Source organism: Xaviernesmea oryzae (assembly GCF_900109605.1).
Taxonomy (GTDB): Bacteria; Pseudomonadota; Alphaproteobacteria; order Rhizobiales; family Rhizobiaceae; genus Xaviernesmea; species Xaviernesmea oryzae.
The window spans coordinates 62,773-79,395 of record NZ_FOAM01000012.1; the positions used below are offsets into that span (position 1 = coordinate 62,773).

Genomic DNA, 16,623 nt, shown 5'->3' on the forward strand with positions numbered 1-16,623 from the left:
CGCGTCAGCGGCGCACAGAGCCGACCCCGCGTTACATCGGCACGCGCACTGTCATCTTCTTCGGCCGGCCGCCATTACCGGGAATGAGCACGGTGATTACGCACTTGCCATCGCTTGTCGGCTGGGCGGACAAAAGCTCCCCGCCGGTTTCCGAAACAACCTGGGCCGCGGCCGCGCTGCAATCAGCGGCCGACACCCGGATCAAGGGTGGCGGTTCGTCAACGTTCTGCGGCGGGGCACCGGAAAGGCCCGCTGCGAGCGTCGCGATGAGCAGGGGTGACGACATGAACGCACTTTCCACAAAGGGCCGGTGTATGAGAATTTGATAGCGAAACCTGTCTGAATGGCAAATGAATGTGGCGTCGCGAGGTATCGCAACGCCACATTGCGGCTCTGCACAAAACGCGGTGCAGGGCCAATCTGTTCATCCGCCAGAGCGGCGCGCGTCAAACCAACCGATGGCGTGCGCGTAGCCGACCATAGATGGCAAGCAAGCCGCCGATCCCGCCGGTCAGCGCGGTCACCCCATCCAGAATGCCGGTCTGGTCTTCCAGGCTCAAATCGACGCCCGCAACCTTGGCCAGCGCGGCCAGAAGCGCAATCAGCCCGCCCCAGACGGTGCGCGAGGCATACCAGTTCTTTTCCTCGGTCATTCTATCACTCCTTCGTGAGGTTAAACGCGCAGAACGGCCTCGGCTACGAGGCCTGAGGCCACGACGCGACCGATCTGACTGACGCGGATTCGCAGGCTGTCTTGAGGCGAACCCCAATCCGTGCGCTCATCGGCCGCGCTATAGACGTGAGCAGGGCCCTGCACCGTCAGCGTCCGCTTCTGCGCGCCTGACGGGGACAGGATCTCAAGCCGATAGAGATCGTCCGGCTCGTCAAAGGGGATGTCGCCATCCGTCCAGGAGTCGGAGTCCACACGGCCACAGCGAATCCAAGAGAGGGCGATATCGCCCCTGGCCAAACGCCGGGCACTCAGATGCACCGGCGCCAACGGGGTTTGAGCGCGCAACCCGCCCGAGAAGGAAAAGGCTGCACTCGCGGCCTGCCCAGGCGTACCGGCGGCCCACCAGATCGGCCGACCGACCTCCTCGCTCGTCAGGCCAAGCGTGCGGACGGCGGCGTCGAGCTTGACGACGCGTGCGCCGGCTGGCGCACCGGCGGCCATGGCATCCGTGCTGCCGCCCAGGCCGCGCAGCAGGCCCGACAGCCGCCATTCTCCGGGCGCTGTCTCCTCGGCGGCCTGAAAGCCCAGCACCTCCCAGATGCCATTGGCCGCCAACACTGCCAGCCGGTTGGCACCATTGAGCAGAGACAGAAGCGGAACCGACGCGCATTCGCCGCCACGCAAGCTCACCGCCAGTGCGGTGGGCAGCAGGCGGCCGGCCACGCCGGGGGCCAGCGTCTCACGCAGGCTCCCGATCGTGGCGGGGCGGTTGAGAGACAGGCGCGGGACATAATCTTCCCGCACGGGCGAGGAGGATAACACTGTGCGACGCCAGGGCCGGGCGAAGGCGGCCGCACGCGCGAAATCCGTTTCAGCGCCGCTTTCATAAGGCGGCAGATCCATCATCACCACCAAAGGCGCATAGCCACTCGAGGCACGGCGGGCCGGCGCAATCCGCCGCACCGGCGGGGCCGCTGCACCGGCGCTGGCGCTGACAAAGCCGCGCGCTTCCACCATGCGCACCAGGCCGTCCTCGATGCGCTCGATCAGGAAGGTACCGTCAAGTCGGTCCGGCAGGACGATGCGGTCCCCCGGCTCGGGCAACAGCGCGTTCGGCCCCAGCGAAAAATGCAGTTTCCGGCGGCTGGCCTGATGATCGCGCAGCATGTTTTCGACTGCGGCTGCGGCCGCCTCACCGTGCATGGTGCCGGGGAGCGCCAGCGTCAGCACCCGCGCGGAGGCGGCAAGCGGCGCCAGCGCGCGCGAGGTGGCACGGCCATAGTTGTTTTCGGAGTCGAGATGATCGAGAACGGCCTCGCCCGCCAGTTCGCTCTCATGCGCGCGGGTTTCCTCGAAGTCCGCCCGGCCTTCCTCCTCGGCCAGCACATCGAGCACCAGTGGCGTGCTCGCGCGGGCCAGCCGGCTGCGCCAGGCAAGCTTGTTGCCGCGCTCAACCGCGTCGAGGCAGAAGGCGGCCATCAGCGGCTCGATCAGGTTGCGGGCGGCCGTCTGCTCGGCCTTGACATAGCCGATCAGATCGCCCGCCGCTTCCTCGACATCGCCAGCCTCGAACCCGTGATCGGCCAGGATGGCGGCGAGAATGTCAGGCAGCGTTCCGGCGCCTAGCCGCCCCGTCAGCCAGTGGCCGGTGCGCCAATTGCCGCCATCGGCAAAGAGCCCGCCATCCTGCGGAAAGGCCGGAAAGGGCCGGGCATCCCATGTCCAGAGGAAGATATGCCCGGGATCGACGGCCGCCGGTAGGGTGCGGCCGGCCCAATGGCTCAGATGGGCCTCGAGAAACCGGCGCTGGATGAGGTCGTCACGCCGGCCACTGGAGAAATAAGGCGCCGCGCTCTCGACCGATTTCGGATCGAGAAAAACATTGGGCTGGTTGGCCCCTTTGTCGATGGCCGGGCAGCCGAGTTCGGTAAACCAGATCGGCTTCATCCTGGCCTTCCAGGCCGTCGGTGTCGTCCGCTCCCGGCCACCCACCCGGTCATAATGCGGATTGGCCCACCAGCTTTCGATATCCTTGACGCGGAAGACCCAGGGCTTGCCCGCCAGGCCGTCTTCGATCGGCAGACGCTGACGGCGATCCCGCGCGCCGGCATCGGGATAATACCAGTCGTAACCTTCGCCCGCCGTGATCATGCGCTGCAGGGCCGCGCCATCGGCCGCGATGCGGAAGCCATCGGGGTTGCCGGCATCGACATCCCCGTCCCGCCAGTCGGAGAGCGGCATGTAATTGTCGATGCCGACGGCGTCGATCGCTTCGCTGGCCCAGAGCGCATCCAGATGGAAGTAGACGTCGCCGGACCCGTCGGCGGGATGGTAGCCGAAATACTCGCTCCAGTCGGCGCCATAGGTGAGCGCAACATCGGGGCCGAGCATTGCGCGGACGTCGCCGGCCAATTTCGCCAGGGCCGTGACGAACGGAAAGCCGTTGGTGTCATCCCGCAACGTGCTGAGGCCAACGAGTTCGGAGCCGATCAGCAAGGCCTCGACCCCGCCCGCCCGGCGCGCCAGCATGGCGGCATGCAGCACCATCCGGCGATAACCTTGGTCTTGCGCATCGCAAACGATCTGCCCGTCCTCAAGTCGAAAATCGCGCGTGCTTGCAGTGCCCATGAAGCGTGCGATCTCGTCGCGCAAGGCTGCGGTCCTGTCCGGGCTGCCCGTCAGCCCCGGCGCACGCGCGGCCGTGATGCGCCCGCGCCAGGGATAGGCCGCCTGGGCCGCACCACCATAGGGATCCGGCAGGCTGTTGCCGTGCGGAATGTCCATCATCAGAAAGGGGTAGAGAACGACCTTCAGCCCGCGCGCCTTCAGATCGGCGATGGCGGCAAGCACGGAGGCATCCGAGGGCGTGCCGCCATAGGCAGGCCCACCGTCTGAGCGGCTGACGAGACGGGCAGCCTTCCGCGCGATGCCCGCCACCTGCCAGAGGCTCGACTCATCGTCGCGCTGCGCTGTTTCCACACCCGGGACGATCTGGCAGTGTCCGGCTCTCAGATCCGTGCCGAACCAGGAGACGACAAGCGCCACGCGCTCGAGATGGGGGCATAGCGCCTGCAGCTCGTCGATCGATGCCTTCCAGTCACTGTCGCCATGAAAGACGTTGCGGGTGATCAGCCGGCGCTCGCCATCGCCCAGGCTTTCGCTGACGCGCTGGGGATCGTAGCCATGCTCGGTGGCGCCGGGAATGATGGTGACCGCGCGGATCTGATTTTCCAGCGAACCCACGATGCGCAGCACTTCGGCCTGGATGGTCGGCAGGCGGTTGCCATAGGCATCCAACGGAAAATGCTCGAACACCAGATAGGCCAGTCCGCGATAGGCCGGTGTGCGACCTTCGCCCTGTTTGGCCTCGATCAGCGGATCGGGGGCCTGATCCCGCGTGCCGCGATAGACGCGCATTTCGACGGTGGAAAGGTCGAGTTCGCGCCCATCCGCCCAGACACGGCGCACGCAGGCGATCGGCCCTTCGCAGAGGCCGAGCGCAAAATTGGCGTAATAGCGGAAGGTTTCGCTGCGCGCGCCGCCGCCCTTGCCGCCCTGGCGCTCCACGCGGGCTTCTTCCTCGAAACGCGTTGCCCAGATCAGCGTGCCGCCGAGACGGACGGCACCATAGGCACGCGGGATGGCAGCACCTTCCTCCGCTCCGACAAGCCGCGCATCGCCAAGGCGCACGCCCTCGCTGCGCTGACCGCCCAGAAGCGCGTGATCGATGGCCGAACCGGCCATGGCGCCCACCGCGCGGCCGACAATGGCGCCGACCGGGCCGAAAACGCTGCCGATGGCGGCGCCGGCCGTTTGCAAAAGAAGAGTGGCCATGGCGCCTCACAGATCGGGAAAACGAAAGAGCCCGCAGATGCGCCGGGCCCAGCCGGGCGCAAGCGGCGAGGCAAGCACCGCCGCCTTTTCATAGGCATGGATGAAGCGGCCGTCGCCGATCAGGATGCCGCAATGGCTGGCCGGCATGTGCGGCCGCCAGCGAAACAGCAGGAGATCGCCCGGTTCGGCCTCTGCGCCCGATGGGCGGGCGATGAAGTGGCGCAGGGCGGCAGCGTTCAGCCGATCCTCGGCGCCGCTCTGCCCCGCCCAGTCCCTGCCATAAGCCGGCAAGGGCTCCGGCTCGCTGCCATAAAGCTCGCGCCAGATCCCGCGCACCAGGCCGAGACAGTCGCACCCTACGCCCTTGGCGCTGGCTTGATGCCGATAGGGCGTGCCGATCCAGCCGCGTGCCACGTCCAACACCCGTGCGCCGATCGCGTGCTTGCCGGTCATGGCAGGTCCTCGAACAGGGGCCGGCCATCATGCTCGCTATCGCCATCGGCATAGCCATAGGCGAAATCGAGCCCCGGCATATGCGGAACGCCCTGGAAGTTCACACCATTGCCAAAGCGCTGGCGGCAGGTGGAAAAGCGTTTGTCGCAGCCGGCGGTGATCGCGACGCGGTCGCCAGCGCGCAAGGGCACCGGCGGCGGCAGCCAGAGCGATAGCCGCGTTCGCCCATCGCTCTGTGCGGTCTGATCGCCGATCTGCCCTGTCCAGCCCGTGGCCGCGCCGCTGAGCACATGGAGGCGACCCAGACGCCAGTCGTTGTCGGCGCCCGGCAGCGGCGTCGACAGGATGACGCTTGCCTCAGCGGCAACGGCTGCGATAACCCGCTCGACGGTCAGTGGCGGCGCGGTGACGTCGAGCCCGCAGCGGGCGTCGCCGAAATCGGCATCGCAGCGACGGCTGTAGAGCCGCCCCTGCACCTGCTCCAGCCTGTGGGTGATGCGCCGCAGCTCGGCGCGGAAGGCGCCGCCGGCGCGCGAGACTTCGCCGATCTCATGAACCTGGAGAAGAAGAGCCGTCTCCGGCGCTGCCCAGTTGACGCTGAACACCTCGACCCTGGCGCCGTCATAGCGGCCTGCGGCAACGTCTGCCTCCGTGATGGCCTCGCTGGAAAGGCCGCCATGAACCTCGCCTGCCTCGACAGAAAGGCCGGCGGCAAACAGCGCATCCGCGGAGGCGAAGCCACTGGCCGCGCGATAGCTCAGCCCGCCAAAAGCGAGATCCTCATCATGATCGGTGAAGCCGAGGACGACACCGTCGCGCCGCGTAACCCGCCAGGCATGGCAGAGCGTCGTGGCATCGCCGCCAAGGTGGGCGGCAAGCGCGGAAGGAAGCTGTCTCACGGGCGGATCTCCACAAGCGGGATGGTGGGAATGCGGCCTGCCTGAAACTGGGCGAGATCGATGTCGATCCGGTCGGCATCGAAGCGCACCGGCACATCGAATTCGAAGCCCGCCTGGACCGCAGCGCCGACCGCCGGCGCCTTTCCTGCCGCGAAGGTGACGAGACCGCTTGTCCAGTCGCAGCTGACATCGCTGCTGGCCACCGGCCTTCCCGCAACAGCGATGAGCAGGGAGCCGGCCACAGGCTTGGCGATATCGCGTACCGTTCCGCCACCGGCGTCGGCATAGGTCTTGATCAGCGGAAAGGTCAGCCGCATGCCATCGCCCGTGCCGATGCGCTGATCGGTCGCCTGGGCCGGGCGGCCGGGCGGGCCGGAGCGGAAATCGACCGGATCGCGGAACCGGAAACCATGGAGCCGCCCCGATCGGGCCTCGAAAAAGGCAAGCACCGCATAGAGATCGTCAAGCGAACGGATGCCGGAACCGGCATCATAGCGCCGCCGGGCGCGCGCCCAGCGCTGGTTGCGCGTTTCGCGGCCGTTGGAGAGGCTGACGATGTCGGTGCGCCGCTCGGGCCCGCCGCTGGTGCCAAGCGCCAGTCGAAGCGGAAAGCGGATTTCGTGAAAGGCCATGAACCCTATCTCCCGGAAAGAGGCGCCGCATTCGGCCAAGGCGCGAGGCGCGCCGGCCGCGTGCGGCGAAGAGACGACCGGCGTGGGCTGAGGCGCGTCTCTACAGCCCACGCTGCCCGCGCCGCACCGTGCGGCTCAGCATGGCAGCGATCTGCCCTTCCGAGCGGCGGAAGCTTGCGGCATCCTCGGTGCGGATATTGAAGACGATCGGCGCGCCCTGACCCACCGGCATGGCGCCTGCAGGCGCTTGGGCGGCGGAACCCGCGTCCACACCGAGCCCGCTTTCGTTGCCGTTGCCCTCCGTGGTCAGGCCCTGCAGGAGCGCCGGCATGGCAGCTGTGCCGGCCGACCCAGCCCCCGTCAGAGCACCCAGGCCGCTTTCGAGCGCCGACCCCAGCATATTCTCCAGCGGCTTCACGCCCGCCGACAGGGCGATATCGGCAAGGCGCATGCCCGCCCGGCGCAACACGTCCTCCAGCGAGAGGCCGTCGCGCACCCCGGAGGTCAGGGCGCCGGTCAGGGCTGCGCCGAAACTGCGCGAGCGGGCTTCGAGATCGTCCAGCACGCCGGCGAGCGCCTGGCCGCTTTGGCGCATGTCCGAAAGGCCAGGGCCCGTCGGTTCGGTGGGCTGCGTCATCGGGCATCTCCTGGTCGCGCCGCGTAGCGCGCCACGCGCTCGTCGGCATCCTGGTCGGGATAGGCGGCCATCAGCTGCGCAAGATCGCGCTGGCCGAGATGGCGCAGCCGGGGCGCAAAGGCGCCAAGCGCGGCCGCCAGTTCGATCGGGGTCAGGCCCCAGAATTGGGCGGGAGGCAGCCGCAACCGGGCAAGGCCTGCATGCAGCAGCAACGCCCAGTCGAAGGGTTGCGCTGCCTCGGCAGGCTCAGGGCCGGCTGCGGCACTTAAGGGCCCTCGCGCTTCTCCGCCTGTTCCGCTGGCCCAAAAGCTGCGGCAAGCAGGCGTGAGACGGCACCCGCCGCCTGTGCCAGCCCTCCATCCAGCGCCATCTGCGCCACGTCCTCGTCCGCAACAGCCGTGCCGGCGCCGCGCAGGCCCGCGCCGAGAATATGCGTGAGGTCCTCCGCCCTCAGTCGCCCCTGGCCGAGCCGTGCGGCAAGCCCCGAAAGGCTGTCGACGCCAAAGGCGGTTTCCAGCTCGGCGAGGCTGCCGAGCGTCAGGCACAGCACCCGCCGCTCACCTCCAAGAAAGGCCTCGATCTCGCCCCTGCGACGATTGGCACGCCGCACCCCCTGCGTCACGCCCGCCCGCATCACAGCGCCACGAAGCTGAGCGGGCCGGCCGATTCCAGCGCGATCTCGAACAGCATTTCGCCGTTGAAACTGCCGGAATAGGTGAGGCCCGCGATCTGGAAAAGGCCGGTGATGCTGCCGAAATCCGGCAGGATCAGCTGCCAGGTTAGCAAGCTGCTGGCGAAGAATGCGGCGCGTACCAGCGCATCGGACTCGCCGTCCTTGAACAGCCCCTGACCGGATAGCGCGGCGCGCTGCACGCCTGCCCCGCCCAAAAGCTCGCGCCAGCGGCCGGAGGATTCGGAATCGGTGACATCGACCGTTTCGGCATTGAAGGCGAGCCGCTTGGTTCGCAATCCGCCGATGGTGACGAAGCTGCCACCCTTGTCGATCTTCAAGAGAAGATCCTTGCCCTTTTGCACCGCCATGGCGTGGCTCCTCGACACGAATGAAAATGTTTGGCGTCAGGCCGGCTCGGTCACGGCGCGCAGCCTGAGTTCGGCGTTATGGCCCGCGCGCACCGGGTCTTGCCGGATCCGGATTTCCTGGCAGGACATGCTGGAGAGGCGAAAACCTGCGGGCTTCAGCGCCGCATCCTCAAGCCGTGCCTTCAGCCGCGCGGCCACGAGCTGAACCGGACGATGGCCCCCTTCGGCGCCGATCACCAGCAGACGAATGTCGTGCTCCTCAAGGGGCGCGCCATCGCCCGAGATGTCACGGCTGTCGATTGAGGCAATCTGGACATAGGGGCGCGGCGTGTTCGCAGGCATGACCCTGTCGTGAATGGCATCCGTGCCGATCAGCGCGCTCAGCGCCGTATCGGCAGCCAAATGCGTAAACAGCGCGGCTTGCAAGGCGGAAGCCGCGCTCATCGTGTCACCTCGCAAACACGCGCGACGATCAAGCGCCGCGTCTCGTCGGGATCGCCGGCACTGACGAGCAGGAAGCTGCGGCTGCCGAAGCCGAAGCGCATGCCCGCCTTCAGATCCGTGCGGTGGCGCAGCCAGATGCGGTGCGTCGCGCGCGCATCGTCATCTTCCGCGCTCCCATGCACCGGCAAAGGCTCGATCCGCCCCCAGGCCTGACCGACGGATCGATAGGTGATGGAGACGCCGCCCTGGCCGTCGGCGGTCTCGATGGGCAGGTCCAGCGTCAGGCGCGTCGAGAGCGCGCCGGGGTCGAGGTCGGCCAACATGGCGCTTACAGCCTCCGGATCAGATAGGGAGCGATCAGCCTGTCATAGCCAAGCGGAATGCCGGCCGGCTGATCGTCGGGCGCCACCACGCCGCGAAAGGCAAAGAGCAGAGCGAGATGCAGAAGCATGGCCCGTTTCAGCGCATCGTGCACCTCGGCCCCCGTCGCTCCGAAGCCGGCGATCATGTCGATCTCGATGCCGTTGATCGCTTGTTCGGGCGGCGCCAGAACCGGCACCAGGAGCCGGGCCGGCCTTGCCCGCCCGTCAAGAACAAAGCCTTGCGCACCGATATCGCGGGGCAGCCCCGCGCTATCATAAACGGTGACGGTCTGGATCGCCGTTACAGGGCCAATGGGCAGGCTGATGATCCGGTTGTCCGGCCAGTCATCGAGATAAAGCCTGGCCGTGCGGGTGATCAACGCCAGCCCCGTCTGGCGCTCCAGATGCTGGCGCACCGTAAGGATCAAGGCTGCGATCAGCTGGTCCTCGTCATTGGTATCGAGGCGCAGATGCGCCTTGGCCTCGGCAAGCGTCAGCGGTTCGCCGGCGGGCGGGGTCAGTTCGCTCAGTGTCATCTTTGAAAATCCGCTAACGGAAAGGCATGGGCATCGTGCCCGGCCTGACGAAGGGGGAAAGCTCGGCGGACGCGGATGAGAGGGCACCCCGCGTCCGCCCGCGCGGCCGGCAATCGCCGGCCGTGCTCACCGCTGCGGCGGCAAGGAAGCAGCACGCCCGCAATCAGGCGGCAGCGAATTTCACGAGCTTGATCGCCTCGAAATTCTGGATGCCGCCACCGACCCGCTTGGTGGTGTAGAAGAGCACATAGGGCTTGGCGGAATAGGGATCGCGCAGCACGCGCACGCCGGTGCGGTCGACCACGAGATAGCCGGAGGCAAAATCGCCAAAGGCGATGGCGAAGCTGCCGGGCGCGATATCCGGCATTTCCTCGGCTTCAGTCAGCGGAAAGCCCATCAGCGTGGCCTTGCCCTCGGCCGAGGCCGGGGGCTGCCAGAGATAGTGGCCGGTGGAATCCTTGAGCTTGCGGATCTCGGCCTGGGTCTTGCGGCTCATGACGAAGCCGGCATTGCGGCGATAGCCGGCCTTCAGGGCATAGATCGTATCGACCAGCGTGTCGGAAGCGCCAGCGGAGGAAAAGGCGCCGGCAGCGCCTGTGGCGACGTAGCCGAGGCTGCCCCAGTTCCAGTTGCTATCGGCCACGGCGTCGTAGCTCAGAAACCCCTTGGGCTTGTTGGCCCCATCGCCGGTGACGAAGGCCTGACCTTCCTGCAGGCCGAAGGCGATATCGACCTCGGAGGCGATCCAGCTTTCGACATCCACGGCGGCATCGTCGAGCAGTGCGGCGGTGGCCGCCGGCATGGCATAGAGCTCCATGGTGGGGAAGGACAGTTCGGCCAGCTGTGGGGCATTGGTCTGCGGCCGCGCCGCCGTTTCCGCGACCCAGCCCGTGGCCATGCCGGCCAACGCGAAGGGCTTCTTCAGCACTGCGCCTGTGACCTGGCGCACGGTCGCCAGACCACGGATCGGCGAGACGACGGCCAGCCGCCGGCCGATTTCATGATCGGTCTCCGGCGGCACGAGATAGCCGCCATCGGTGGCCGAACCGATGCTCATGGCCTTGCCTTCCAGCTCGCGCAGGCCCTGATCGTTACCTTTGCGCAGATAGGCTTCGAAGGCGGCCTTGTGCTCGCGCATGTCCGCGGGAAGATCGCCGCTTCCCAGCGCCGGGCGCGCCTTGCGCAGGATCAGCTGGTCGAGCGCGCGCTTGTGCTCGTCCACCGCCCGGTTGATGCGGTCCATCTTCTCACGCGTGACCACGTCGGCGGAGAGCTTGGCTTCCAGCTCGTCCAGTCGCTGATCATTGGTTTCCTTGAACGCTTCGAAGGCGGACATGAAGTCCTCGAAGGCGGAGGCCACGGTGTCGGGCGTGGTCTTGATCTCGGGCGCGGTCATCGTCGGTCCGGTCATGTGCAGTTCAGTCATGGCGAAGCGTTCCTTTCCTGGTGTTCATCATCCGGGCCACGCGGCGCAGGCCGCGCACGAGCTCCGTTTCCTTGTCGCGAAACCAGCGTGCATCCTTGACGTTGGAAACGCGCGCCGAGGGCAGCATGGGGAAGGTGACGACCGAAATCTCCCAGAGATCGGCCTCGAGGATATGGCGAATGCCGGTCTTGGCATCGTTGCGGGCGCGCAGCGTCTGAAAGCCGATCGACAGACCGTCGAGCGCACCGTCGGTCAGCAGGGCATGCACCTCGCGCGCCCGCGCCACACCGGTGGCGAGCTGGCCTTCGACGAAGAGCCCACGCCTGTCCTCGCGCAGGGTGACCCAGCTGCCGATCGGCTCTGCCGGGTCATGCTGGAAGAGCATGCGCACCCCTTCCGCGCCGCGCCGGGCGAGCGAGCGGGCAAAAGCGCCCGGCTCGATCACGTCCTTGCCGAGGTCCACCTCGTTGAACAGGCTGGCATAGCCGGAAAAGCGGCCTTGTCCGCTGACGCCGGAAAGCGTCGGCCGGGCGGCCGTCTTCGTCTGCCAGGCCCGTGGTCGGTCTGTCATGGTCGCTGTCTCCACAATGAATGGTCTGCCGTTCCCGGTCGGGCGCGCCGTCCGGCTTGGCGCGACGGGCATTTCCGGCGGCCGATGGCGCGAGAAGGCCTGCTTTATCCCGCCGTCTCGTCGCGTTCGCCCGGCGTCAGGACGATCACGCCGCGCGCGGAAACCGTCTCGCGTCCGAGACGGCCGGCAATGCGCGCGGCCGCACCCAGCCCCCACCAGGCCCCGAGACTGGCGGCGGAGGATCCAGCCAGCAGGATCTCGCTCGGCGAGAGCGCGGTGGCGATCTCCAGTTTCTCAGCCAGCCAGACCCCGGCGGGACCGCCGAAAACGAGGCCGCAGGTGACGCCGGACAGAAAGCGGGTGGCTGCCTCCTGCGCGCTCTTGGGCAGCATATAGACGAGCGAGACGCAGGCGCCGGCGAAAGCACCGAGCGTGCGCGCAAGCCACATATCGGAAACGCCGTTCCAGTCGGACATGGTCTTGACCCTTCCTGCATGTGGCTGGTTTTGCCTGGTGCGGCGCCGCCGGCTGATCAGTAACCGACCGCCTGGCGCTTCTCGGCATCGGTGAGAAACTCCGCCTGCTGCAGCCGGGACCAAAGCTCGGCGCGTTCCGTTGCGAGGCCGGCAATGGCGTCGAGATCCGGCTTCAAGGCCAGCTCTTCCCCGTAGCGCTCGCTGAACCAGACCGAGAGCGCGGCAAGCGTGCGACCGATCATCGGCAGAACCGTCAGACGGTAGAAGGCGCGGTTGGCCTCCTGATAATTGGCATAGGTGTTGTCGCCCGGCAGGCCGAGCATCAAGGGCGGCACGCCGAAGGCCAGCGCGATATCGCGCGCCGCACCATTCTTGGCCTCGACGAAATCCATCTCCTTCGGCGACAGGCCCATCGGCTTCCAGTCGAGCCCCCCTTCCAGAAGCAGGGGCCGCCCGGCGCGCGCCGGGCCGGCATAGCCATCCTCCAGCTCGCTTTTCAGCCGGTCGAACTGCTCGGGCGGCAGGTTGCCGCCATCCTTGGGCTGGTAGACCAGGGCGCCGGAGGGGCGGGCCGAATTGTCGAGCAGCGCCTTGTTCCAGCGCGCGGCGGCATTGGATAGATCCAGCGCCGTCTGCGCGGCGGCGAGCGGCGGAAAGCCGAGGTGATCATCCAGCGGATGAAACAGCCGCAGATGGAGAAAGAGGCCATCTGCCGCCGCATAGCGGCGCACCTGCCGCCCCAGCCGATACTCATAGGTCTCGGGCCAGCCATCCGCCCCTTCGACGATGCGGATGCGATCGGGCCGCAGAAGATGCACGGCCCGCAGCCGGCCATCGATCTCCACCCCTTCCGCATAGGCGTTGCCGGACAAAAGCAGGTGGCCATAGAGCGTCTCGAAAAAATCGATGCCGGACTGGCGCTCGTTCGGCCGGGCGAGGATGGACAGCGCCGGATGGTCCGTCAGCTCCCGCCCACCGGCATAAAGAAGGGTGGGCACCGCGCCTGCCGCTTCTGAAAGCAGCCTCAGGCAGCGATGGGCGACCGGATTGCGCATGAAGCCTTCGCGCGCCAGCGCCGCATAGGAACGGCTGGTCCATTGCGCCTGGCCATCGGCCGCCAGCGCCGCGAGAAGGGCCGCACTTTGTGCCGTGCTCGCCTGCAATCCCCCGCTGGCCTTGCCGGACAACGCGGCCTGCGGTGCCGGCGATGCGCCGCTGCGCCACGGCCGTCTGAAAAACGTCCTCATCGCTTGATTCCTGCTGTCTTGAACGGTTTAAACAGGCCTGCGTCGATCCACGACCCAAGGGCGGCTCAAAAGCCGGCGGACGCCAAAGCGGCATCGTAGTGGCGGGCATAGCCGGCCACGAGGTCGGCCCGGTCGGTGCCGTTGACCGTGCGCCGTGCGCCCGCCCAATCGGCCGTGCCAGCACGAAAGAACTCCGCGATGCGGTGCCCGCCAAACAGGCCCTCGACCAGGCCGACGACCAGGATCGTGGCCGCCGCCTCGGTCTGCAGTGCCAGATCCGGATCGTCGAGCAGGGCAAGCCCCGTTGCCATTGCCAGGGTGGCGTAATTGTCGCGATGGGTGAGCTGCACATAGCCGCGCCCGAACCAGCTCTTGCCCTGCGCATCGACCCGCCAATAGGGCGTGCTGACCTGCGGCAGGCGGCCGCGCCGATAGGCGCGCTCCAGCCGGCAAATGGCCTGGGCGGAGCTGCCGGCGAAGGTCTCCCGAACGGGCTGCATCAGCCGGCCGGTTTCGTGATGGGCCGTCGCCAGCCCATAGGCGATCCAGCGCCTGTCTGCATGCGGCACCAGAGCCCGCCACCGCGCAAGGATGATTTCCATGCCCGTGCGCTGGTCCAGGGTCAGGGTTCCGGAGAACAGCTCCGAACGAATTGTCTCGAAAAAGGACGTCTGCGACAAAGCCAATGCTCCATTTCGCACATGCGTAAAATTGTCTGTTCTTTCAATCGATTTAGAATTTCTAAACCGATTAAAGCACTGAAAAACCTGTTTACTTTTCGATTGCGCAGTGCAAACGTGCCTCATCCAATACAACCAAGGCAGGAGAGGCCCATGAGCTTGATCGAGACACGTCTTCGTCCCGCGCAGCGCGAGACCATTCCTCAGAATGTCATGAACCGGATCGAGAGCGAGTGGCGCCAGATGCGTGAGGCCGCCGCCCCGGCGCCGCGCCTGGACCTGGTTTTCCGCACACCGGCCAAAAAATAATCTTGGGCAGCAGCAGCGGACATTTGTCTGCTGCGGATGACACAAGCGGGAACCTTTGCGGCGCATCGTCGTTTTGACGCCCGAACCCCCAACAGACATGCTGGAACCTCGATCATGACGATGAAGACCATTTCGCAGAGCCTGTTCGAACGCTTCGAAAACGAGTGGCGCGCCATGCGCGTCTCCGTCGCCAAGCCGGCCAAGCCCGTTCAGCCTGCTGCAAAGTAAGCTGGCGCAATGCGCCTTCGCGCACGCCCCGCCGGCGCTGGCAGGGGCATCCACTTGAAAACAGACGGTCGGAATCCCCGACCGTCTGTTTGTTTATAAGCCGTCTTCCACTTCGCTTGGGGCCTCGGGGTTGCGGCCCCATAGGCCGGGAGCTTCCTTGCCTACTCCAGCAAAAGCGCAATGGCGGGCAACGCGTCAAAGACCGCGCACGCGCGGCGTTCCCTGGCCTTCGAGCAGCAGAGCGGTCAGCGCCCAGACCAGTGCATCCAGCCGGTCCGGCGAGCGACCCGAGGACAGGCCATCCGGGCCGAAATCGCACATTTGATCCTCGAGCGCGGGAAAAGCGCCGGCATGCCGCACGCGCCCCTGCTCATACAGGGCGGCCACCGGCTCGGCGCGGAGCCATTTTCGCCGTGTGGCGCGCACGCTGGTCAGCGGCAAGCTTTCATCCATGCCCTTCAGCAGCGCGGCCACCATGTCCCCGCCCTGGTTCACCTCAGCCACCAGCCGGTCCGCGCCATAGCGATGATAGGCCTCCACCGCCGCGCGCGCCCAGCCGGCAGGGCTGCGGCTTTCAACCGAGGCATCGGCCAGCACGATGGCATGGCCTTCACCGTTCAGCCCGGCGACGATAATGCCACAGCAGCTTTGCCGGCCTGCCGTTGCCGGAGGATCGACCGCCACGACGATGCGACCGAGCGGGCCGGGTGAAGGACAGCGGATCGCCTCCAGCCGCGCGCGCGACCACAGCGCATCCTCGCGATCCTCGATCAATTCGCCATCCAGCTCCTGCCGGCCGAGACGCGTGCCGCCATAGCGCCTGTTCATGGCGCTCAGGAAGCCGGGGGACAGATGCGCCTGATTGTCCGCCGTACGGATACGGGCGATCACCGTTTCCCTGTCGTCGATCAGACCTTTGAGAAGCGGTGTCGACCTTGGCGTCGTCGTCACCAGAATGCGCGGATCCGCGCCGAGCCGCAGCGCGAATTGCAGCATGTCATAGGTCTCCTGCGCATGACGCCATTTGCCGAGCTCGTCGCACCAGGCAAAATCGAATTGCGGCCCGCGCAGGCTTTCGGGATCCTCCGAGGAAAAAAGCTGGGCGATCGACCCGTTCGGCCAAACGAGCCGCCTTCGCGATGGCTCTAAGCTGGGCCGCAAGCGCCGTGCGATCCGGGCAATGCCCGAGACGCCGTCCACCATCACCTCGCGCGCATCGCCGAGCGTTTCCGCCACCAGCGCAATGCGGATGGGCCGGGCAGCGTCGCAGGCTAGACCATGCACCCACTCTGCCCCTGCCCTGGTCTTGCCCGAACCGCGCCCGCCCATCAAAAGCCACAGCCGCCACGCGCCTTCCGGCGGCCTTTGCGCCGCGCGGCACGTGAAGGCCCAGTCATCACCGAAGCGTCGCAGCGCCCGCAGGCTGACAGGCGCGTCGGATGATCGCGGCCTGGTTGCCCTGCCGGGTTCTGGCTCGCTCGGCGCCCGTCCTTCCTGTTCCTGCGCTGCTTGCGCCCGCGCGCTGCCGCCTGTCCCAGTCATGATCCGAATGCCCGCTCCCAAGCCGATGCGCTCCCGTCCCGTCATTCCATCGGCCACTGCGTGCTGCACCAGGACCATCAGGGCTCGATGCCACGGCGGCGCATCAGGACGGCGCGCGTTTCGCCTTGCGCCTGGACGCCTTGGCGGCGGCCAGTTCCTCGGCCCGGGCGTCGACGCGCCTCTCGAAGGCAGCAAGCAAGGCCTGATAGTCGGCCTCGTCCTCCGCCTCGCCATGTTCGGCGCTGCGCAAGGCCAGGTCGCGCTGCAGGCTGTCGATCTTTTCCAGCGTCCGCACGATGAGGGAAATTGCCTCGACCTGCGCCTTGGCATCGGCCTGAACCAGCTTGCGTTCCGGCTCAGGGCCTTCGCCTCCGGCGGCCGTGAGCCGTCCGAGGCCCTGCAAGACCTGGATCTGGCCGCAAAGCTCACGCGTCAATGCCGTCAGGATCAGCGGCAGATCGTCCCCTTCCGGTTGAACGAGCCCCTTGAGATCGAGCGAACCAGAGTAAGGATTATTTTCCTCACTCGATGGATCGTCCCGATCTGGCAAGTTCACACCATAGAAAGGCGGCAACGGCCATTGCCCATAGAGGCGCGGCTCGAAGCGGTCGAGATCCATCGCAACAGCCTTTC

The 16,623-nt window shown here is 66.9% G+C and carries 20 protein-coding genes and 1 pseudogene; 1 reads left to right on the forward strand and 20 read right to left on the reverse strand.

Annotated features, from left to right (window positions below):
- Window positions 1-31: 31 nt before the first annotated feature.
- From BMX61_RS15620 to BMX61_RS15705, 18 genes and pseudogenes are all read right to left on the reverse strand, one after another.
- A complete protein-coding gene (locus BMX61_RS15620) occupies window positions 32-286 on the reverse strand; it encodes a hypothetical protein (RefSeq protein WP_075626163.1) in 255 nt (84 codons plus the stop codon).
- A 160-nt stretch (window positions 287-446) separates the two neighbouring features.
- The gene (locus BMX61_RS15625) at window positions 447-653 is read right to left on the reverse strand and encodes a hypothetical protein (protein WP_075626162.1); all 207 of its coding nucleotides are present in this window, start codon (window positions 651-653) and stop codon (window positions 447-449) included.
- Between the two features lie 20 nt (window positions 654-673).
- Window positions 674-4,507 (reverse strand): baseplate multidomain protein megatron, encoded by a 3,834-nt coding sequence (locus BMX61_RS15630; protein ID WP_075626161.1) that lies wholly within the window; start codon window positions 4,505-4,507, stop codon window positions 674-676.
- Between the two features lie 6 nt (window positions 4,508-4,513).
- Window positions 4,514-4,960, reverse strand: coding sequence for an NlpC/P60 family protein (locus BMX61_RS15635; protein ID WP_075626160.1), 447 nt, complete (start codon window positions 4,958-4,960; stop codon window positions 4,514-4,516).
- Window positions 4,957-5,859 (reverse strand): DUF2163 domain-containing protein, encoded by a 903-nt coding sequence (locus BMX61_RS15640; RefSeq protein ID WP_075626159.1) that lies wholly within the window; start codon window positions 5,857-5,859, stop codon window positions 4,957-4,959. The genes BMX61_RS15635 and BMX61_RS15640 overlap by 4 nt, the downstream gene beginning before the upstream one ends.
- Window positions 5,856-6,491: a DUF2460 domain-containing protein gene (locus BMX61_RS15645; RefSeq protein ID WP_075626158.1), complete on the reverse strand. Its 636-nt coding sequence runs from the start codon at window positions 6,489-6,491 to the stop codon at window positions 5,856-5,858. The genes BMX61_RS15640 and BMX61_RS15645 overlap by 4 nt, the downstream gene beginning before the upstream one ends.
- Before the next feature lie 100 nt (window positions 6,492-6,591).
- Window positions 6,592-7,128 carry a phage tail tape measure family protein gene (locus BMX61_RS15650; RefSeq protein ID WP_075626157.1) on the reverse strand — a complete coding sequence of 179 codons (537 nt, stop codon included), beginning with the start codon at window positions 7,126-7,128 and terminating at the stop codon, window positions 6,592-6,594.
- Window positions 7,125-7,343: pseudogene (locus BMX61_RS15655) on the reverse strand (phage tail assembly chaperone); the annotation flags it as partial. The pseudogene BMX61_RS15655 and the gene BMX61_RS15650, both read right to left, overlap by 4 nt.
- A 50-nt stretch (window positions 7,344-7,393) precedes the next feature.
- The gene (locus BMX61_RS15660; protein WP_075626218.1) at window positions 7,394-7,750 is read right to left on the reverse strand and encodes a gene transfer agent family protein; all 357 of its coding nucleotides are present in this window, start codon (window positions 7,748-7,750) and stop codon (window positions 7,394-7,396) included.
- A gap of 11 nt (window positions 7,751-7,761) precedes the next feature.
- On the reverse strand, window positions 7,762-8,169 hold the full coding sequence (locus tag BMX61_RS15665) for a phage major tail protein, TP901-1 family (protein WP_075626155.1): 408 nt from the start codon (window positions 8,167-8,169) through the stop codon (window positions 7,762-7,764).
- Window positions 8,170-8,205: 36 nt separating this feature from the next.
- Complete coding sequence (locus BMX61_RS15670) at window positions 8,206-8,613, reverse strand: DUF3168 domain-containing protein (RefSeq protein WP_075626154.1); 408 nt, start codon at window positions 8,611-8,613, stop codon at window positions 8,206-8,208.
- Complete coding sequence (locus BMX61_RS15675) at window positions 8,610-8,936, reverse strand: head-tail adaptor protein (protein ID WP_075626153.1); 327 nt, start codon at window positions 8,934-8,936, stop codon at window positions 8,610-8,612. The genes BMX61_RS15670 and BMX61_RS15675 overlap by 4 nt, the downstream gene beginning before the upstream one ends.
- Window positions 8,937-8,941: 5 nt before the next feature.
- Window positions 8,942-9,511: a head-tail connector protein gene (locus BMX61_RS15680; protein ID WP_075626152.1), complete on the reverse strand. Its 570-nt coding sequence runs from the start codon at window positions 9,509-9,511 to the stop codon at window positions 8,942-8,944.
- A 163-nt stretch (window positions 9,512-9,674) separates the two neighbouring features.
- A complete protein-coding gene (locus tag BMX61_RS15685; protein ID WP_075626151.1) occupies window positions 9,675-10,937 on the reverse strand; it encodes a phage major capsid protein in 1,263 nt (420 codons plus the stop codon).
- Window positions 10,930-11,508, reverse strand: coding sequence for an HK97 family phage prohead protease (locus BMX61_RS15690; RefSeq protein ID WP_075626150.1), 579 nt, complete (start codon window positions 11,506-11,508; stop codon window positions 10,930-10,932). The genes BMX61_RS15685 and BMX61_RS15690 overlap by 8 nt, the downstream gene beginning before the upstream one ends.
- 104 nt (window positions 11,509-11,612) lie before the next feature.
- The gene (locus BMX61_RS15695; protein ID WP_075626149.1) at window positions 11,613-11,984 is read right to left on the reverse strand and encodes a DUF6107 family protein; all 372 of its coding nucleotides are present in this window, start codon (window positions 11,982-11,984) and stop codon (window positions 11,613-11,615) included.
- 56 nt (window positions 11,985-12,040) lie between these two features.
- On the reverse strand, window positions 12,041-13,231 hold the full coding sequence (locus tag BMX61_RS15700; protein WP_075626148.1) for a phage portal protein: 1,191 nt from the start codon (window positions 13,229-13,231) through the stop codon (window positions 12,041-12,043).
- 65 nt (window positions 13,232-13,296) lie between these two features.
- Complete coding sequence (locus BMX61_RS15705; protein ID WP_234794707.1) at window positions 13,297-13,911, reverse strand: glycoside hydrolase family 19 protein; 615 nt, start codon at window positions 13,909-13,911, stop codon at window positions 13,297-13,299.
- Window positions 13,912-14,064: 153 nt separating this feature from the next.
- On the opposite strand from BMX61_RS15705, the gene BMX61_RS24730 reads away from it, so the two are divergent.
- Window positions 14,065-14,220 carry a hypothetical protein gene (locus BMX61_RS24730; RefSeq protein WP_170854957.1) on the forward strand — a complete coding sequence of 52 codons (156 nt, stop codon included), beginning with the start codon at window positions 14,065-14,067 and terminating at the stop codon, window positions 14,218-14,220.
- A gap of 423 nt (window positions 14,221-14,643) precedes the next feature.
- On the opposite strand, the gene BMX61_RS15710 is transcribed toward BMX61_RS24730, so the two are convergent.
- Together BMX61_RS15710 and BMX61_RS15715 are read right to left on the reverse strand one after the other, a co-directional pair.
- Window positions 14,644-16,068 carry a DNA-packaging protein gene (locus tag BMX61_RS15710; protein WP_234794708.1) on the reverse strand — a complete coding sequence of 475 codons (1,425 nt, stop codon included), beginning with the start codon at window positions 16,066-16,068 and terminating at the stop codon, window positions 14,644-14,646.
- 25 nt (window positions 16,069-16,093) lie between these two features.
- Window positions 16,094-16,609, reverse strand: coding sequence for a hypothetical protein (locus BMX61_RS15715; RefSeq protein ID WP_075626146.1), 516 nt, complete (start codon window positions 16,607-16,609; stop codon window positions 16,094-16,096).
- Window positions 16,610-16,623 lie beyond the last annotated feature (14 nt).

Excerpts from the sequence above, each read along its gene's own strand:
- BMX61_RS15625 (WP_075626162.1), bottom strand. The coding sequence starts at position 653 with ATGACCGAGGAAAAGAACTGGTATGCCTCGCGCACCGTCTGGGGCGGG.
- BMX61_RS15620 (WP_075626163.1), bottom strand. The coding sequence starts at position 286 with ATGTCGTCACCCCTGCTCATCGCGACGCTCGCAGCGGGCCTTTCCGGT.
- BMX61_RS15645 (WP_075626158.1), bottom strand. The coding sequence starts at position 6,491 with ATGGCCTTTCACGAAATCCGCTTTCCGCTTCGACTGGCGCTTGGCACC.
- BMX61_RS15665 (WP_075626155.1), bottom strand. The coding sequence starts at position 8,169 with ATGGCGGTGCAAAAGGGCAAGGATCTTCTCTTGAAGATCGACAAGGGT.
- BMX61_RS15675 (WP_075626153.1), bottom strand. The coding sequence starts at position 8,936 with ATGTTGGCCGACCTCGACCCCGGCGCGCTCTCGACGCGCCTGACGCTG.
- BMX61_RS15670 (WP_075626154.1), bottom strand. The coding sequence starts at position 8,613 with ATGAGCGCGGCTTCCGCCTTGCAAGCCGCGCTGTTTACGCATTTGGCT.
- BMX61_RS15715 (WP_075626146.1), bottom strand. The coding sequence starts at position 16,609 with ATGGATCTCGACCGCTTCGAGCCGCGCCTCTATGGGCAATGGCCGTTG.
- BMX61_RS15690 (WP_075626150.1), bottom strand. The coding sequence starts at position 11,508 with ATGACAGACCGACCACGGGCCTGGCAGACGAAGACGGCCGCCCGGCCG.
- BMX61_RS15695 (WP_075626149.1), bottom strand. The coding sequence starts at position 11,984 with ATGTCCGACTGGAACGGCGTTTCCGATATGTGGCTTGCGCGCACGCTC.
- BMX61_RS15680 (WP_075626152.1), bottom strand. The coding sequence starts at position 9,511 with ATGACACTGAGCGAACTGACCCCGCCCGCCGGCGAACCGCTGACGCTT.
- BMX61_RS15685 (WP_075626151.1), bottom strand. The coding sequence starts at position 10,937 with ATGACTGAACTGCACATGACCGGACCGACGATGACCGCGCCCGAGATC.
- BMX61_RS15650 (WP_075626157.1), bottom strand. The coding sequence starts at position 7,128 with ATGACGCAGCCCACCGAACCGACGGGCCCTGGCCTTTCGGACATGCGC.
- BMX61_RS15700 (WP_075626148.1), bottom strand. The coding sequence starts at position 13,231 with ATGAGGACGTTTTTCAGACGGCCGTGGCGCAGCGGCGCATCGCCGGCA.
- BMX61_RS15630 (WP_075626161.1), bottom strand. The coding sequence starts at position 4,507 with ATGGCCACTCTTCTTTTGCAAACGGCCGGCGCCGCCATCGGCAGCGTT.
- BMX61_RS24730 (WP_170854957.1), top strand. The coding sequence starts at position 14,065 with ATGAGCTTGATCGAGACACGTCTTCGTCCCGCGCAGCGCGAGACCATT.
- BMX61_RS15635 (WP_075626160.1), bottom strand. The coding sequence starts at position 4,960 with ATGACCGGCAAGCACGCGATCGGCGCACGGGTGTTGGACGTGGCACGC.
- BMX61_RS15710 (WP_234794708.1), bottom strand. The coding sequence starts at position 16,068 with ATGGTCCTGGTGCAGCACGCAGTGGCCGATGGAATGACGGGACGGGAG.